Source organism: Nocardia sp. CY15 (assembly GCF_009829295.1).
GTDB classification, from domain to species: Bacteria; Actinomycetota; Actinomycetes; order Mycobacteriales; family Mycobacteriaceae; genus Nocardia; species Nocardia sputi.
In genome coordinates, this window is record NZ_VUOT01000007.1 from 61224 (window position 1) to 78494 (window position 17271).

The 17271-nt window shown below is 67.0% G+C and carries 13 protein-coding genes; 5 read left to right on the top strand and 8 right to left on the bottom strand.

Annotated features, from left to right (window positions below):
* Positions 1-9: 9 nt before the first annotated feature.
* Entirely contained in the window at positions 10-1890 is a 1881-nt protein-coding gene (locus tag GVY39_RS11285) for an ABC transporter ATP-binding protein (protein ID WP_159923484.1), read from the bottom strand.
* Between the two features lie 370 nt (positions 1891-2260).
* Between GVY39_RS11285 and GVY39_RS11290 the strand changes: the two genes are divergently transcribed.
* From GVY39_RS11290 to GVY39_RS11310, 5 genes are all read left to right on the top strand, one after another.
* Positions 2261-5047: an FAD-binding and (Fe-S)-binding domain-containing protein gene (locus GVY39_RS11290; RefSeq protein ID WP_159923638.1), complete on the top strand. Its 2787-nt coding sequence runs from the start codon at positions 2261-2263 to the stop codon at positions 5045-5047.
* A gap of 357 nt (positions 5048-5404) precedes the next feature.
* Entirely contained in the window at positions 5405-6337 is a 933-nt protein-coding gene (locus GVY39_RS11295) for a DNA-3-methyladenine glycosylase (RefSeq protein ID WP_159923482.1), read from the top strand.
* A gap of 301 nt (positions 6338-6638) precedes the next feature.
* Entirely contained in the window at positions 6639-7034 is a 396-nt protein-coding gene (locus GVY39_RS11300) for a DNA-directed RNA polymerase subunit beta (RefSeq protein WP_236565414.1), read from the top strand.
* A gap of 197 nt (positions 7035-7231) precedes the next feature.
* Positions 7232-7456, top strand: coding sequence for a DUF397 domain-containing protein (locus tag GVY39_RS11305; RefSeq protein ID WP_159923478.1), 225 nt, complete (start codon positions 7232-7234; stop codon positions 7454-7456).
* A gap of 89 nt (positions 7457-7545) precedes the next feature.
* Positions 7546-7743 (top strand): hypothetical protein, encoded by a 198-nt coding sequence (locus tag GVY39_RS11310; RefSeq protein ID WP_159923476.1) that lies wholly within the window; start codon positions 7546-7548, stop codon positions 7741-7743.
* A gap of 48 nt (positions 7744-7791) precedes the next feature.
* Here the strand turns inward: GVY39_RS11310 and GVY39_RS11315 are convergent, their stop codons facing one another.
* From GVY39_RS11315 to GVY39_RS11345, 7 genes are all read right to left on the bottom strand, one after another.
* Positions 7792-8538, bottom strand: coding sequence for a succinate dehydrogenase/fumarate reductase iron-sulfur subunit (locus tag GVY39_RS11315; protein ID WP_159923474.1), 747 nt, complete (start codon positions 8536-8538; stop codon positions 7792-7794).
* A gap of 2 nt (positions 8539-8540) precedes the next feature.
* Complete coding sequence (locus GVY39_RS11320) at positions 8541-10481, bottom strand: fumarate reductase/succinate dehydrogenase flavoprotein subunit (protein WP_159923472.1); 1941 nt, start codon at positions 10479-10481, stop codon at positions 8541-8543.
* 25 nt (positions 10482-10506) lie between these two features.
* Positions 10507-11337, bottom strand: a complete 831-nt coding sequence (locus GVY39_RS11325) for a hypothetical protein (protein WP_159923470.1) — start codon at positions 11335-11337, stop codon at positions 10507-10509.
* Positions 11338-12177: 840 nt separating this feature from the next.
* Entirely contained in the window at positions 12178-12465 is a 288-nt protein-coding gene (locus tag GVY39_RS11330; RefSeq protein ID WP_159923468.1) for a hypothetical protein, read from the bottom strand.
* Between the two features lie 191 nt (positions 12466-12656).
* Positions 12657-13619 carry an alpha/beta fold hydrolase gene (locus GVY39_RS11335; RefSeq protein ID WP_159923466.1) on the bottom strand — a complete coding sequence of 321 codons (963 nt, stop codon included), beginning with the start codon at positions 13617-13619 and terminating at the stop codon, positions 12657-12659.
* 346 nt (positions 13620-13965) lie between these two features.
* The gene (locus GVY39_RS11340; RefSeq protein ID WP_159923464.1) at positions 13966-15921 is read right to left on the bottom strand and encodes an acyl-CoA dehydrogenase family protein; all 1956 of its coding nucleotides are present in this window, start codon (positions 15919-15921) and stop codon (positions 13966-13968) included.
* A gap of 158 nt (positions 15922-16079) precedes the next feature.
* Positions 16080-17261: an ATP-binding protein gene (locus GVY39_RS11345; protein ID WP_159923462.1), complete on the bottom strand. Its 1182-nt coding sequence runs from the start codon at positions 17259-17261 to the stop codon at positions 16080-16082.
* Positions 17262-17271: the final 10 nt, after the last annotated feature.

A 17271-nucleotide genomic window follows, 5' to 3' on the forward strand; every position in this document is an offset into this window, starting at 1 on the left:
TAGCCGCGGTCAGGCCGCGGCCGTGACGGGCTCCTCGGCGAACTGGGTGCGGTACAGCTCCGCGTAGCGGCCGTCGGCGGCCAGCAGTTGGGTGTGCGTGCCACGCTCCACGATCCGTCCCTGCTCGAGCACCAAGATCTGGTCGGCGGCGCGGATCGTCGACAGCCGGTGTGCGATCACCAGCGCGGTCCTGCCCTCGAGCGCTTCGGACAGCGCTTCCTGCACGGCGGCTTCCGAGGTCGAGTCCAACGACGCGGTCGCCTCGTCCAGGATCACCACGCGCGGCTGCTTGAGCAGAAGGCGCGCGATGGTCAGACGCTGGCGCTCACCGCCGGAGAGCCGGTAGCCGCGCTCGCCGACCACGGTCTCCAGCCCGTCCGGCAAGGAAGCGACCAGCTCTCGCAGGCGGGCGCGTTCCAGCGCGTCCCAGAGTTCGTCCTCGGTGGCCTCGGGCCGCGCGAGCAGCAGGTTGGCCCGGATGGTGTCGTGGAACAGGTGCCCGTCCTGAGTGACGAGCCCGACCGTTTCGCGGATCGACCGGCTGGTCAGCTCGCGCACGTCGGCGCCGTTCAACCGCACCGCGCCGCCCTCGACGTCGTAGAGCCGCGAGACCAGCTGGGCGATGGTGGATTTGCCCGCGCCGGACGAGCCGACCAGTGCGATCAGCTGACCGGGTTCGGCCCGCAGCGATACCTGGTGCAGCACCTCCACCCCGCCGCGAGTGTCCAGGTTCGCCACGTCCTCCAGCGAGGCCAGCGACACCTTGTCGGCCGACGGGTAGCCGAAGCTCACCGCGTCCAATTCCACCGCGACCGGGCCCTCCGGAACTGATTTCGCGCCCGGCGCGTCCTCGATCAGCGGTTTCAGGTCGAGCACTTCGAAGACGCGCTCGAAGCTCACCAGCGCGGACATGATCTCCATGCGGGCGCTGGCCAGCGCGGTCAGCGGCGAGTAGAGCCTGGTCAACAGCAGCGACAGCGACACGACCGCGCCCGCGTCCAACTGTCCGCGCAACGCGTACCAGCCGCCGAGCCCGTACACCAACGCGATCGCCAGCGCGGAAACCAGCGTGAGCGAGGTGACGAAGACGGTCTGCAACATCGCGGTGCGCACGCCGATGTCGCGCACCCGGCGCGCCCGTAGTGCGAATTCCGAGGACTCCTGCTCCGGACGGCCGAAGAGTTTGACCAGCGTCGCACCCGGCGCGGAGAAACGCTCGGTCATCTGGGTGCTCATCGAGGCGTTCAACCGGGCCGCTTCCCGCTGCATGTCCGCCAGGCGGTTGCCCATCCGGCGCGCGGGGAGCACGAACACCGGGAGCAGCACCAGCGCGAGCACGGTGATCTGCCAGGAGATGCTGACCATCACGGCGAGCGTCAGCGCGAGGGTCACCAAGTTGGCCACCACGCCGGACAGGGTGTCGCTGAACGCGCGCTGGGCGCCGATGACGTCGTTGTTCAGGCGGCTGACCAGCGCACCGGTCCTGGTCCGGGTGAAGAACGCGACCGGCATCTTCTGCACGTGGTCGAACACGGCGGTGCGCAGATCGAGAATGAGCCCTTCACCGATCCGCGCCGACATCCATCGAATCGCCAGCCCGAGCCCGGCGTCGAACACCGCGAGCACGCCGATCATCGCGGCGAGCAGGACGACCACCCGTGGCGCGTCGCCGCCGACGATCGCGTCGACCACCCGGCCCGCCAGCACCGGCGTCGCCACGGCGAGCACCGCGGACACGACGCTGAGCAGGAGGAACGCGCCGATCCTCCGTTGGTGCCGCGCGGCGAACCGGATGATGCGCTTGGCGGTGGCCAGGCGGAACGGCCGCTGTTCCTGCGGCGCGTTCGCCCGTCGGTACATCTGGCTCCACGCCACGGATTCGATGCTCACGTTCTTCTTCCTCTCGCTCCCCGCCCCATCAAAGACCTGGCCACCGACACTAAGACCTCAACAATGGTTTAGTTCAAGTCGATTCCGCCCGCAGGGCGTTTCCGCCGAGGGCGAAACCGAGATCGTTCGAAGGACCGGCACATGGGCGAGGGCCGCGCGAACGGCCGTGCCGACGCCCCGATACGGACGACGCCACACCGCGGCAGAGAGGCAATGAAACCGCGAGTAGCGGCCCGCCCGAACCAGAGGTGCGGATGCCGAACGAGACCATATGGCGGTGGAAACGCCACGGGACCAGCCACGCCGAGCTGAGCTGGGGCGGCGCTGGAAAACCGACACCACCTAGGCTGGCGGAGTGACCGAGAACCGGATGGCGGCACTACGCGGCAGGATCGCGGGTGAGGTCGACACGTCCGAGCGCCGGCGGGCGGAGTACTCCTCGGACGCGTCGAACTACCGGGTTCTCCCCGCCGCGATCGTCTTCCCTCGGACCGATGAGGACATCGCGCTCACGCTGGAATTCGCCCGTGGCCACGGTTTACCGGTGACCGCGCGTGGCGCGGGAACCTCGGTGGCGGGCAACGCGATCGGCTCCGGGTTGGTGCTCGACTTCAGCAAGCACATGAACAGGATCGTGGCGATCGATCCCGTCGAGCATGTCGCCACCGTGCAGCCGGGCGTGGTGCTTTCGCGATTGCAGCGTGCGGCCCGGCCGCACGGCCTGCGCTTCGGACCGGATCCCTCGACGCAGGATCGCTGCACCTTGGGCGGCATGATCGGCAACAATGCCTGTGGCCCGCGCGCCGTCGCGTGGGGGCGCACCTCCGACACCGTGCGCGAGCTGCGCATCCTGGACGGCACCGGCGCCGAACGCAGGCTGGCCGCCGACCTGTCCGCCGTGCCGGGTCTCGCGGAATTCAGCAGGGCGCATCTCGCCGTGCTGCGCACCGATCTCGGACGCTTCGACCGGCAGGCATCCGGATACGGCTTGGAACACCTGCTGCCTGAACGGGGCGCGTCGGCGGCGAAGGCGTTCGTCGGGAGCGAGGGCACCTGCGGTCTGCTGCTGGAGGCGACGGTCGAGCTGGTCGAGCTGCCCACGGCCACCGTGCTCACGGTGCTCGGCTACCCGGACATCGCCACCGCCGCCGACGACGTCGCCGCCGTGCTGGCCTGCGCGCCGATCGCGGTCGAAGGCATCGATGCGCGGCTGGTCGACGTGGTCCGCGCGCACGGCGGACGGGTTCCCGACCTGCCGCGCGGCGGCGGTTGGCTCTTCGTGGAGACCGTGGGCCGGTCACCGGCCGACGCGCTGGCCGTCGCGCAGCGCCTGTGCCGGACGGCGGGGGCGGTGGACACCCGGATCGTCACCGACCCCGGGGCCGCGGCCGCGCTCTGGCGGATCCGAGCCGACGGCGCGGGGCTCGCGGGTCGCACACCCGACGGGCGACCGGCGTGGCCGGGGTGGGAAGACGCGGCCGTCCCACCCGCGCGGCTGGGCGCCTACCTGCGTGATTTCGCCGCGCTGACCCGCGACCACGGCGTCGATGGGCTGCTGTACGGGCACATCGGCGACGGCTGCATCCACGTCCGCCTCGATCTTCCGATCGCCGACGCGCCGAATCGATTCCGTGCGTTCCTCTTCGACGCGGCGGAGCTGGTGGTCCGGTACGGCGGTTCGCTCTCCGGCGAGCACGGCGACGGCCGGGCTCGCTCGGAGTTGCTCTCGGTGATGTACTCCCCGGCGGTGCTCGACGTCTTCTCCGGCTACAAGGGGCTGTTCGACCCCGAGGACATCCTGAATCCAGGTGTGCTGGTCGCGCCGCGTCCGAACGATGCCGACCTGCGGCTGGCCGGACTTCCGCGCGTCCGGCCGTCGAGCGGTTACGCGTTCGGAGATGACGACGGCGATGTGGGCGTCGCGGTCCATCGCTGTGTCGGTGTCGGAAAATGCCGCGCCGACGGCGGTTTCATGTGCCCGTCCTACCTGGCCACCCGGGACGAGAAGGACAGCACGCGCGGGCGGGCCCGCGTCCTGCAGGAGGTGGTGCGCGGCGCGCTGCCCTGGTCTTCGGAGGCGGTCGCCGAGTCGCTCGATCTCTGCCTGTCGTGCCGGGCGTGCCGATCGGACTGTCCGGCGGGCGTGGACATGGCCACCTACAAGTCGGAGACGCTGCATCGCCGCTACCGCCGTCGGCCGCGCCCCATCGATCACTACGCACTGGGCTGGCTGCCGCGCTGGTTGTCCGCGGCGAGTCGCATGCCGCGCGTCGTCAACGCGCTGGCAGCCCGGGCCGTGCTGCGTCGAGCCGGTTTGCGAGTGGCGGGCATCGACCCGCGCCGTGACGTGCCACGCCTGGCCCAGCGCACGTTCCGCCGGATCTGGCGCGATCTCGACGAGGGCGCCTTGCTGGCCGAGTCGTCGTATGCCCCCCAGGAGCGGGCCGGAAGCGGCTTGGGCGAGGTGATGCTCTGGATCGACTCCTTCACCGACGCGTTCGATCCGGAGATCGCGCTGGCCGCGGCACGGTTGCTGACCACCCTCGGATACCGCGTCCGGATTCCCGAGCGCCGTGTCTGCTGCGGACTCACCTGGATCAGCACGGGGCAGCTCGAGGGCGCACGTGCCCGGTTACGGTCCACGTTGACCGCGCTGGAGGAGCATGTCGAGGCGGGTGGTCTGGTCGTGGGACTGGAACCGTCCTGCACCGCGGTCCTGCGCGCGGACCTGACGGAACTGTTGCCGGAAGACCCGAGATCGGCCCGGACCGCCGCCGCCGTGCGCACCCTCGCGGAGTTCCTCACCGAACAGCCGACTTGGCGGCCGCCGACGCGAACCGGACAGTCGGTGGTGATTCAGCCGCATTGTCACCAGCACGCGATTTTCGGATTCGATGCCGATCGCCGACTTTTAGCCGGTATGGGCCTTCGAGTGACGGAAATCACTGGATGCTGCGGTCTGGCGGGAAACTTCGGAATGCAGGCCGGCCATTACGACATTTCAATGGCGATAGCGGAGAACGGCATGCTGCCCGCCCTGCGCGCCGCGGGCGAGGACGCGATCTTCCTCGCCGACGGCTTCTCCTGTCGTACCCAAGCCGCTGCCCTAGCAGGGCGAAACGCACGCCATATCGCGCAGTTCCTCTGGGGTAAGTGACCATTTCGCGCGCCCGCCGAGAACTCGAGCGGGCGCGCCGCATGGTTCAGCTGCCGAACGGCAGGGTGCCCGGCGGAATCTGGTAACCCGAGCTGCCCGCGAAAAGCCCACCCCAGGCGTTGAGCAACCAGTTGAGCACATTGGTGATCATCAGAGAACCTCCGTCATGGCTACAGCCAGCTATTTGCCGATCGAGATCAATATCGCGGTGAATCCCATACCGTTACATCCGATTCAGGCAACTGTGATTATGCGCAAGCGGTATGAAAAGGCTTATGGTGTGTCTCGGATAATAATCCGTGTCGCCCGGGTGGAGGGGGACGCGGCACCGCGCGCCGCACCGGGCAGAATGATGCGGTGCGCAACCTGACGGTCGAGCCGGGAGCGAGCCGGACCGTGATCACGGATCGGCCGATCGATCTGGCGTCCACCGTCGCTCCACTCGGCCGCGGCACCGGCGATCCGTGCCACCGGGTGACCGGCGACGGCGCGCACTGGCACGCCTCCCGCCTGCCGACCGGGCCGGTAACCTACCGATTGACCCAGTCCGGTCCGTGCACGGTGCAGGCCCGCGCCTGGGGGCCGGGCGCGGCGGAATTCCTCGATGGTCTCGAGCACATGCTCTGTCTGGACGAGGACGTCTCGGCGTTCCTCCCGGATCATCCGAAGCTCGTCGATGCTTGTCACCGCTTCCCCGGCCTGCGCATGTTGCGCACGGGACTGGTGTTCGAAGCCTTGGTGCCCGCCGTGCTGGAACAAAAGGTGCACACCATCTCAGCGCGGGCGTCGTGGCGCAAGCTGGTGCGGCAGTACGGCGAACCCGCGCCGGGTCCCGCTCCGGAAGGAATGCGGCTGCCGCCGGACGCCGATACTTGGCGGCGGATTCCTTCCTGGGTCTACCACCGGGCCAATGTCGGACCGCAGCGCGCACAGACCATCGTGCGTGCGGCTCGGATCGCCGAGTCGTTGGAGCGCGCGGCGCGGGTCGATCCCGCGGAGGCGGCCCGCATGCTGCGCACTGTCCCCGGTATCGGGGTGTGGACTGCCGCGGAGATCGCACAGCGGGCTTTCGGCGACGCGGACGCGTTGTCGGTCGGCGATTACCACCTGGCCGCCGCCGTCGGTTGGACCCTGCTCGGCCGACCGCTCGATGACGACGCGATGGTCGAGTATCTGGAACCACTTCGTCCGCACCGTTATCGGGCGATCCGCCTGCTGGAAATCAGCGGCCACTTTCACAAACCCAAGTTCGGTCCGCGCACCGCGCTGACGGATCACAGCAGGCACTGAGTCCCCATCATTCACATGCGCACCGTGCCACCGCTATTTTTCCCATTTTTGCCCATTCTTTATCAGTCGATCCCGGTCGGCGCGACGCGAAACTAGAGGTAGTCGCGCCACACTCGGTCATCGCCGCATTCTCATCGGTACGCGAGCGGGAGCCACTGTCGGAACGTAGGGGCTCCGGTATGGCGCGCACCTAAATGGCGAACCACACAACTGCAGGGGGTTGTCAGTGGAACAGAGCTCGCTCAGGGATACACCACGGTCCAGATGTCAGTTCTATCGGCGCGAATGTGATCTGCCCGCCGTGGTCGACCCGCCCGAACTAGGGCGGATCGTGATGCGTGCCGGATCGGTATGGGCGTTGACCATGCCGAGCAGCCTCGGACAGGCGGTCAAGGCGCACATGCAGAGCACACGCGTCCGGCTGGGCCCGATCCTGGCGCACCCTCGCTCGAATCGATGGACTTTCCTGATCGCCCCGGACTTGCCCGAGAGCGATACGCGGCTGTTCGCGGAGCTGTTCCGGCTGAACGTGTCGGTATCCCGCACCGGATCGACGATCGCGTTGCCGTCGCCGACCGCGTCGGTCGGCGCGATCCGCTGCTGGATCATCCCGCCGCGAAACAGGTTTCGTCCCTCCGGCCGAGTTGTGGTCGCGGCCATTCGCGCTTGGGCAGGGCCGCCGTCGCGCCGCCGCTGAGCCGGCGGTGCCGCTGAAATCATCGAACGGAATCATCGTTGCCGCTCGACGTACCGGCCGATTCATGCGGCCGGATTTTCGCCCGACAGTGCCGGTCAGCGGCGGTACTATCGGGCGCGCGTGAGTGCGTCCAGCAGGAGTGCTGGGTTCTCGGTCCGTACACGTCTGCCACGGCAGACAGCGAAGGAGTGCAATTCGTGAGCATTCAGGGGAACGCGAACATAGACCTGACCGGCGCCACGTGGCGGAGGGCGGGGGAAGGCGAGGGGAACGACAGCGTGGAGGTGGCGCTGCTCGCCGACGGACACGTGGGTCTACGCAACGGGAAGGACCCCGACGGGCCGGTGCTGATCTTCACGCCCGGGGAGTGGGCCGCGTTCACGGCTGGTGTGCACGACGGTGAGTTCGACCGGCCGCAGTAGGGCACGAAGGCGTCCGAGGATCACGAAACGACACTTTTTCGGCAACGAAAAGGCGTTTGCCGAGGCCGAGCACGGGTATTTCTTTATGCGTGGACCGAGGGCTCAAAAGCTCCCATTCCCGGTACAAGAAATTGCGGCCTGGCGATTGGGTGGAATGGCTGATCGTCGCACTGTTGTTCGCGGTGTCGGCGGTCGGAGTCTTCGTCCTCACCAACTCGTTGCTGTCGGCTCTGTTCGTCGGCTTGCTGGTGTGGATCGTCGCCCTCGGTGTAGTGGCAACTCTGTAAGGGTGCGCCGACCGGCCGGGAATCTCCCGGCCGGTCGTCCTCGGCGGTCTAGCGGCGGAACAGCTTGTTGCCCAGCCACACCAGCGGGTCGTATTTCCGATCGGCCACCCGCTCCTTCATCGGGATCAACGCGTTGTCGGTGATCTTGATGTGTTCCGGGCAGACCTCGGTACAGCACTTGGTGATATTGCACAGGCCGAGACCGTGCTCATCCTGCGCAAGGTCGGTGCGGTCGCCGACGTCCAGCGGATGCATCTCCAATTCGGTGATCCGCATCAGATAGCGCGGTCCCGCGAAGGCTTGCTTGTTCTCCTCGTGGTCCCGCACCACGTGACAGGTGTCCTGGCACAGGAAGCATTCGATGCATTTGCGGAATTCCTGGGAACGCTCCACATCGATCTGCTTCATCCGGTAGTCACCCGGTTTCAGATCGGCGGGCGGCGTGAAAGCCGGTATCTCCCGCGCCTTTTCGTAATTGAACGACACATCCGTCACGAGGTCCTTGATCACGGGGAAGGTACGCATCGGCGTCACCGTGATCACTTCGTCCTGGGTGAAGGTGGACATCCGCGTCATGCACAGCAGACGCGGCCGGCCGTTCACCTCGGCCGAACACGAACCGCACTTGCCCGCCTTACAGTTCCAGCGCACGGCCAGGTCGGGCGCTTGCGTGGCCTGTAGCCGGTGGATGATGTCGAGCACCACCTCGCCCTCGTTCACCAGAACGGTGAAATCGTGCAGTTCTCCGCCGTCGAGATCGCCGCGCCATACGCGGAATTTGGCGTCGTAACCCATTGTTACGCCTCTCGCTCCGTCGAATGCCCGGCCGCGGCCGGGTGCCCGGCGAGTTCATCCGGTGTGTAGTACTTTTCGAGCTCGCCGAGATCGAAAAGGGCGAGCAGGTCCGATCGCATCGGGGGCTGTTCCTTGCGCGTGACGGTGACCTCGGGGATCGGTTCACCGGCCGTGTTCGGTTCCACCGCGCAGACCAGCAACTGGTTGCGCCAGGTCGGATCCATCGACGGGTGGTCGTCCCGGGTGTGCCCGCCACGGCTCTCCGTCCGCAGCAGCGCCGCGTGTGCCACGCATTCGCTGACCAGCAGCATGTTCTGCAGGTCGAGCGCCAGGTGCCAGCCTGGATTGAACTGGCGATGGCCCTCCACGGTCACGTGACGGAACCGGGCGCGCAGCTCGGCGAGCTTGTCGATGGCCTCCCGCACCTCATGCTCCTTGCGGATGATGCCGACCAGGTCGTTCATCGTCTGCTGCAAATCGGTGTGCAATGTGTAGGGGTTCTCACCGTTGCCGTCGGCGGGGGGATCGAACGGCGCTACGGCGGCCTTCGCGGCTTCGGCGACGTCGTCATCCGAGACCGACGGCCGCTCGCCGAGCTGTTCCACATAGGCGGCGGCGCCGAGTCCGGCCCTGCGGCCGAACACCAGCAGGTCGGACAGCGAGTTGCCACCCAGACGATTGGAGCCGTGCATGCCGCCGGAACACTCCCCCGCGGCGAACAGTCCTGGCACCGTGGCCGCACCGGTGTCCGGCTCGACTTCGATCCCGCCCATCACGTAGTGGCAGGTCGGACCGACCTCCATCGGCTCTTTGGTGATGTCCACGTCCGCGAGCTCTTTGAACTGATGGTGCATCGAGGGAAGCCGCCGCACGATCTCCTCGGCGGGCATGCGGGAGGCGATGTCGAGGAACACGCCGCCGTGCTCGGTGCCGCGCCCGGCCTTGACCTCTTCGTTGATGGCGCGCGCGACCTCGTCACGCGGCAGCAGATCCGGCGTGCGGCGCGCGGAGTCGTTGTCGCGCAGCCACTGGTCGGCCTCTTCCTCGGTCTCGGCGTACTGGCCCTTGAAGACCGGCGGAATGTAGTCGAACATGAACCGCTTGCCCTCGGTGTTCTTCAGCACCCCGCCGTCGCCGCGCACGCCCTCGGTGACGAGGATTCCCTTCACGCTGGGCGGCCAGACCATGCCGGTCGGGTGGAACTGGAGGAACTCCATGTTGATCAGGGTCGCGCCCGCGCGCAGCGCCAGCGCGTGCCCGTCGCCGGTGTACTCCCAGGAGTTCGAGGTCACCTTGTACGACTTGCCGATGCCGCCGGTCGCCAGCACCACCGCGGGAGACTCGAACAAGATGAAGCGGCCGGATTCCCGCCAATAGCCGAAGGCGCCGGCGATGCGGTCGCCGTCCTTGAGCAGTTCGGTGATGGTGCATTCGGCGAACACCTTGATGCGCTTTTCGTAGTCACCCGTCTCGGCGAAATCCTCCTGCTGCAGCGAGACGATCTTCTGCTGCATGGTGCGGATGATCTCGAGACCGGTCCGGTCGCCGACGTGCGCGAGGCGCGGGTAGGTGTGGCCACCGAAATTGCGCTGGCTGATGCGACCGTCCGGAGTCCGATCGAACAGGGCCCCATAGGTTTCCAGCTCCCACACCCGATCGGGCGCTTCCTGGGCATGCAATTCGGCCATGCGCCAGTTGTTCAGGAACTTGCCGCCGCGCATCGTGTCCCGGAAATGGACCTGCCAATTGTCTTTCTCGTTGACGTTGCCCATCGCCGCCGCACAGCCGCCTTCGGCCATCACGGTGTGGGCCTTGCCGAACAGTGACTTGCACACCACCGCGACGGACAGCCCGTGCTCCCTGGCTTCGATGACCGCTCGCAATCCGGCGCCGCCCGCTCCGATCACGACGACGTCGTATTTGTGCCGTTCCACTTCTGCCATGCAGAGAAACTCCTCAGTGAGGCGGTCAGTCGATGAACCGCAGGTCCGAAATCGTCTTGCTGGCAACCAACATGACGTAGAAGTCGGTCAGCACGAGCGTGCCGAGGGTGGTCCAGGCCAGCGTCATGTGCCGGGTGTTCAGCTTGGAGACCTGAGTCCAGAACCAGTAGCGCACCGGGTGCGCGGAGAAGTGCTTGAGCCGTCCACCCGCGATGTGCCTGCACGAGTGGCACGACAGCGTGTACCCCCACAACAGGATGACGTTGCCGAGCAGCACGATATTGCCGAGACCGAAACCGAAACCGCCGGACTTGCCGTGGAAAGCGGCGATGGCGTCGTAGGTGTTGATCACCGAAACCAGCACGGCCACATAGAAGAAGTAGCGGTGCGCGTTCTGGACGATCAGCGGCAGCCTGGTCTCGCCGGTGTACTTCGCGTGCGGCTCGGCCACCGCGCAGGCGGGCGGGGAGAACCACACCGACCGGTAGTAGGCCTTGCGGTAGTAGTAGCAGGTCAGGCGGAAGCCGAGCAGGAAGGGCAGCACCACGAAGCCGAGCGGCAGAATCGCGGGCAGCTCACCGAACGGCGTCCCGAAATGACTCGAACCCTCCACGCAGGAGGTGCTCAGGCACGGCGAGTAGAAGGGCGTCAGGTAGTGGTATTCCGGAACCCAATATGCCGTGCGCACATACGATCTGATCAAACCGTAGACAAGGAACGCACCTAGTCCGAGCACCGTGACCAGTGGGGGGATCCACCATCGGTCGGTGCGCAACGTGCGTTCCGAGATTCGGGCCCTTGTTCTGCTGAATACGCCGGTGCCCGCTTCCGGGGCGGCGGTCGGTGCGGCACTCACTGGTGGATGCCTCGCTGATCTTGTGTGCGGGTGGTCATCGTTACCTCCGCAATCGAATGTGATGCTGAGCACCATACGACACGTCCGCTATTGATCGAGCGGGGTCTCCACAAACCCGCCCCGCTGTCAACCGTATGATTTGCGCCACATTCGGGGTGGCTCCTGATTGCTTGCGCCCGGTAGGGAGCTAACCGGACTTTTCGAACTCGGCCCGAGCGGAACGAGTTCGAAGTAGGTCTGATCGGACGAAAGCGGGGTCCGTAGATTGCCATTCCAACAGCCCCGCGGAAGCTGCTTGCCGAGTCGCCAGGAACGAGAAGTGGGCGCGATCGCGGCCCGATACCAGGGACGACGGTGCAAGCTCGGTTCGGGGTCGGCGTGAAGGGGTAGCGGAACTCGGGCTCGTCCCGGTGGGCTTCCTGACGGCTGGGCCGCAGCCGGATTTGGTTCCGGTGGCGCGGCTCAGGTCTGCGCCGGCGTGCGAAATAGCCGATAGCAGGAGATTCGCTTACCGGTATTCGATCGAACTCAGGAGAAAACTGCTCAGCGGAGGCGGCGGCACAGGCGCCATGAAACTCGAGCCGTGCTCGATGCGAACGGTGCGATGGTCGAGTTCGGACATCCGATCGGGTGCGGCCGGTCCGGCCCACCGTGACGACGTCGCCGGGTGCGTACAGACTCCTGTGGAGACCGTGGCTGCTTCCAGGCATCACCGCAGGCGGCGCGCCTGCGAATACCGGCGGTCCGGCCGCTGGGTTCCTCAGGGAGCGGCCGGTGCGCCGTCACGGCAGACACCGGCCCGAACACATCGCGGATGGGCGGCCCCGCCGCCCATCCCGGTTACTTCGTCCGCGGCCGGGAGTGGAAGCCGAGGCCTTCGTCCTGCGCCCCCATCCAGGCGGCCTCGTCGGACTTGCTGTCCGGCACGTAGATGACGTCCTGAGGGCGGCGGTGCACCTCCGGGGGCGGTGACTGCTCGAGTTCGTCGGCGTCGATGACGAGGCGCTCGAGGTCGTTCTCCAACCGGCGCACCGTGCTGGCGTCACCGTACTGCGTACGCAGCGCGGTGACGGATTGCCGGAGCTGGCCGACCGCGTAGCGTAGTTCCGCGAATTCGCTGCGTGTCATCGATACCTCCTGTATTGACTGGCGGACATACGAACTCGGGGCTGTGATGCGCGGTTTCCGTCTGCCTTGAACCGCACGTCACCGAGTCGTGTGACCCACCACACAACGTGATCTACAACACAGTACCGAAAGAATTCGTTCCTGGCTCGTGCAAGGTCGGAACTCGCTGATAGCCGCTGGGTTGGCGAAGGTCAGCCGGTGGCGGCGTACTCGGTGCAGGAGCGAGCCGCGGCGAAGGCGCGTTCTACGAGTCCCGCGATGGACAGCGCGACCTCTTCGGCCCGCTCGAGCATCACGCTGTGCCCGGCGCCTTCCAGGCGCACCAGCTCGGAACCGGCCAGCTGGGAAGCCAGTGCCACCGAGTGCGCGAACGGGAAGATGATGTCCGTCGAGCCCGCCAGCACCAGCGCGGGGATCGCGCCGAGCCGGTGCAGGGTAGCCGTCTCGTCGAAGGTGATCAGCGAGTGCAGGAAGCCCGCCATGGTCAGCAGCGGCGTGTCGTTCATCATCGCGGTGGCAAGTGCGGCGATCCGGGGGTTCACCTTTCTGGCGCCGAAGTCGGCCTCGCGCATGAGCGGCGCGAACAGGCGGCGGGTCAGGAGCTTCGATGCCTGCAGGACCCTCGGTGCGCGGGTGACGGCCGCTAGCAGCGAGTTCACCGCTCGCCGGTTCAGCAGGCGCGCCAGCCCCACCTCGGTGATCCCGTTGGCCGCGGCCGCGAGCAGGCCCACGCCGACTATGCGCGTGCCGATCGCCTCCGGGTGGAGCCGGGCGTAAGCGAGCAAGACCATCGCGCCCATCGAGTGGCCGACCAGGATCACCGGCCCGGTCGGCGCGACCGTCCGCAACACGGTGTCCAGGTCGTGGCCCAGCTGCTCGATGGTGTAGGTCGAGGGATGCGCCACCCCGGATTCGCCGTGGCCGCGGTGGTCGTAGAACACCATCCTGGTGTCGTCTCCCCACTGTCCGAGCAGCCGGTCGCGCAGGTAGGACCAGGATTCCGCGCGCAAGCAGTGACCATGGACGAAGACGACGGTCGCGGTGGCGGCCTCGGCGCCGAAGACGTGGACCGCGAGGGGGACACCGTCCTGGGCCGACACCGTCACTCGGTGGCCGTCGTAATCGGCGGCGCGGCGGGCGATGGTCGTGGACATGGCACCCTCCTCGACGAGGTACCTGGTCAAGCACTTCCTGCCCAGTTGTCGAACTGGATTTCCGCGCCGTTAGCGCCCCACACCTGCCGTTATGCACACGTTGTCCAATCGAGGCTGCCAGTCCATCGGGCGCTCGCCGCCGTGTGCGTATGAAAATCTAGACACAGATAGCTCTAGAACTAGATTCACTGATATTGCTCTGTCCGCTTCGGGATATATGAGGTGCCGCGATGGCAATATTTGCCTCTCTAGGAAAAATTAAAGAATGGCGAATATTTTTGTGAGCGAGCAGCCCGTCCCGCACCCGGGCCGAACATCCGGGTGCGACGACGGGCTCGCTCCTCGATCAGGCCTGTGCGCGGGTTCGCGTAGAGGGCAGGAACGGACGCAAGAGGTTCTCCTCGGTCGACGGACCCATCTGCCACTCCGCGATCCACGGCCCGGTCCCCTCGCTCGGGTCGAGCACGCCGTCCTCCAGCCAGTCGTAACGGCCGTCGAGCACGCCGCGGGTGAGGGTGCGGTCGTCGTCGTCGGTGTTGTCCCACAGCGCGTCGAAGAGTTTGCGCACGCGCAGTCGCGACTGCCTGCAGAAGGTGTCCGCCAGTTCCTCGGCCGCCTTGCCCTCCGGCGCGCCCGCCGCGAGTAATGCCTGGGCGCGACCGCAGGCCGCCGACATGGCGAACAGTTCGGCTCCGATGTCGACGATCCGGCCGAGGAAGTTCTGCCGGTACTCCAGGCCGGCCTGCCAGCGGCCCATCGCGTACATCAGCGACCTCGCCTGTTTGCGCGCACTACGCTCGACGAACCGCAGGTGCCGTGCCAGCACACCGAACTCGGTGTACGCCGCGGGCACCGTACCCGCCCCGACCGCCAGCTGCGGAAACCACTTGGCGTAGAAACCCGTCGCGCCGACCGCCGCCTTCGCCTTGTCTTTGAACTCGGCCTTGCGGTCGACCAGCGCACCCGCGGCCGCCATGTGGGCGTCGGCCATCTCCCGCGCGATCAGCAGCCGCATGATCTCGCTGGAGCCTTCGAAGATGCGGTTGATGCGCAGATCGCGCACCAACTGCTCGGCGGGGACGGCCCGCTCTCCCCGTGCGGCGAGCGAGGCCGCCGTCTCGTAACCGCGGCCGCCGCGAATCTGCACGAGTTCGTCGGCGATCTGACAGCTCATCTCGCTGGCCCACAACTTCGCCAGCGCCGCCTCGATCCGGATGTCGTTGCGTCCCTCGTCGGCCATGGTGGCCGAAAGGTCGAGCGCGGCTTCCAGCGCGAACGTGGTGGCCGCGATGAACGCGATCTTCTGGCCGACGGCGGCGTGCTCCCCGACGGGCCTGCCCCACTGCACGCGCTGGGTGCTCCACTCCCGCGCGATCTTCAGCGACCACTTGGCGGCGGCGGTGCACAGCGCGGGTATGGCGAGTCTGCCCGCGTTCAGTGTGGTCAGCGCGATCTTGAGACCGTCGCCCTCACGCCCGATCAGATTGCGCTTGGGCACCCGGACGTCGTGCATCCGGGTCAGGCCGTTCTCGATGCCGCGCAAGCCCATGAAGGAGTTGCGCCGCTCCACCGTGATGCCCGGCGAGTCGGCCTCGACCACGAACGCCGAGATGCCGCCGCGGTGCCCCTCGCTCTTGGGTACGCGCGCCATCACCACCAGCAGTTCGGCGACCACGCCGTTGGTGGTCCACAGCTTCACGCCGTTGAGCACGTAGGCCTCGCCGTCCTCGGTGGGCGTCGCGGTACTGGCCATTCTGGCCGGGTCGGAGCCGACATCGGGCTCGGTGAGCAGGAACGCGCTGACCGCTCCGGCCGCGCAGCGGGGCAGGAACTCGGCTTTCTGCTCCGGGGTGCCGGCCAGCTTGAGCGGTTCGGGCACCCCGATGGACTGGTGCGCCGAGAGCAGGACGCCGAGGCTCGGGTGCGTCGAACCGACCAGCATCAGAGCTCGGTTGTAGCCCAACTGGGAAAGGCCTTGACCGCCATACGATTGCGGGATCTTCAGGCCGAAGCAGCCGAGTTCGGCCAAGCCTTTGACGTACTCGTCCGGAATCCGTCCCTCCGCCTCGATGACCGCTCCGTCCATGGACTCGCACAACGTCCGCAGCCGGGCCAGGAACGCATCGGTTCGTTCGGCATCCTCGGGGCTGGGTTGCGGATACGGGTGGATGAGGTCCAGACGGAACCGTCCCAGGAACATCTCCTTGGCGAATGACGGCTTGACCCAGCTCGTTTCCCGGGACTCCTCGACCAGTGCGCGGGCCTGTTCTTCGGTGGCGTCGACTTTCGCGGCTTTCGCCATGATGTCCTCCCTCGGACGTGATCAGGATCACATCCGAGTGTAGGAGTGTTTGTTACCCATCGGTAGGCCTGCTGGTCGACATAAATCTACGAATATCTATTGATCTTGTTAGATGAGCAAATGGACAGCGACCAGCCCCGGACGAGGGTCGGGCAGGCTCACACCGAGCGTAGATAGCGGCCGAAGTGCGGCACGGTGAAGCCGATGGTTCCGCGCTCGGCGGAGTAGATGAGGCCCTTCTTGATCAAGCCGTCGCGCGCGGGCGAGAGGGAAGCCGGTTTGCGGCCGAGTTCGTTGGCCACCGCCGCGGTCGCGACCGGGCCGTCGTCGCCGGACAGATCGGCCATGGCGCGCATGTATTCGCGTTCCGCGGGCGTTGCCCGCTCGTAGCGGGAACCGAAGAACCCGACCGCCAACTCCTCCTCGGCGGCAGGCGAGGCCACCTCGACGTCCTCGGCGGTTATCGGGCTCTCCGGCGCTTGATCCCATGTGGCTTTGCCGTACGCCTGCACGAAATATGGGTAACCATCGGCTTTGCGATACAGCGCGTCCAGCGCGGCGTCGGTGAACTTCACGTCTTCGCGCTGGGCGGGCGCGATCAGCGCTTGGTCGGCGGATTCCCGGTCCAAACGGTCGATGCGGTGATAGCTGAACAGCCGCTCCGAGTAGCTCTTCGAGGCGGACAGCACGGCGGGCAGATGCGGCAGCCCCGCCCCGACCACGATCAGCGGGGCGGCGTCCTGGCTCAGTTCGTGGCAGGCGCCGCAGATGGCGGAGATGTCGGCGGGTCCGAGATCCTGCATCTCATCGATGAAGATCGCGATGCCGACGCCGATGTCACCGGCCAGCGCCGCCGCCTCGACCAGCAGTTCCACCAGATCGATCTCGATGTCGCCGGAATCGGCCCGGCCGCTCACCGCGGGCACGTCGATACCGGGTTGCCAGCGTTCCCGCATGCCCTTCTCCGCGGTTGCCCGCAACGCGAAAGCCTTGAGAATGCCGAGGAAATCGTCCACCCGCTCCGGATTGCGGTGCGAGGTGGCGATCGCCCGTGCGGCCATGTGCAGCGCCGAGGACAGCGGGCGGCGCAGTTCCTGGTCCGGCCGCGCTTCGATTTTGCCGGTGCCCCAGCCGCGCGATATCGCGGCGGAGCGAAGTTGGTTGAGCAGCACAGTCTTTCCGACTCCGCGCAGACCGGTGAGCACGACGCTGCGTTCCGGGCGACCGCGCGCGACGCGTTCGAGCACGATGTCGAAAGCCGTGAGTTGCTTGTCGCGCCCGGCCAATTCGGGTGGGCGCTGTCCCGCTCCAGGGGCATACGGATTCCGCACGGGGTCCATGCCCCGACAC

Excerpts from the sequence above, each read along its gene's own strand:
- GVY39_RS11290 (WP_159923638.1), top strand. The coding sequence starts at position 2,261 with ATGGCGGCACTACGCGGCAGGATCGCGGGTGAGGTCGACACGTCCGAG.
- GVY39_RS11315 (WP_159923474.1), bottom strand. The coding sequence starts at position 8,538 with ATGGGTTACGACGCCAAATTCCGCGTATGGCGCGGCGATCTCGACGGC.
- GVY39_RS11320 (WP_159923472.1), bottom strand. The coding sequence starts at position 10,481 with ATGGCAGAAGTGGAACGGCACAAATACGACGTCGTCGTGATCGGAGCG.
- GVY39_RS11330 (WP_159923468.1), bottom strand. The coding sequence starts at position 12,465 with ATGACACGCAGCGAATTCGCGGAACTACGCTACGCGGTCGGCCAGCTC.
- GVY39_RS11335 (WP_159923466.1), bottom strand. The coding sequence starts at position 13,619 with ATGTCCACGACCATCGCCCGCCGCGCCGCCGATTACGACGGCCACCGA.
- GVY39_RS11340 (WP_159923464.1), bottom strand. The coding sequence starts at position 15,921 with ATGGCGAAAGCCGCGAAAGTCGACGCCACCGAAGAACAGGCCCGCGCA.
- GVY39_RS11345 (WP_159923462.1), bottom strand. The coding sequence starts at position 17,261 with ATGGACCCCGTGCGGAATCCGTATGCCCCTGGAGCGGGACAGCGCCCA.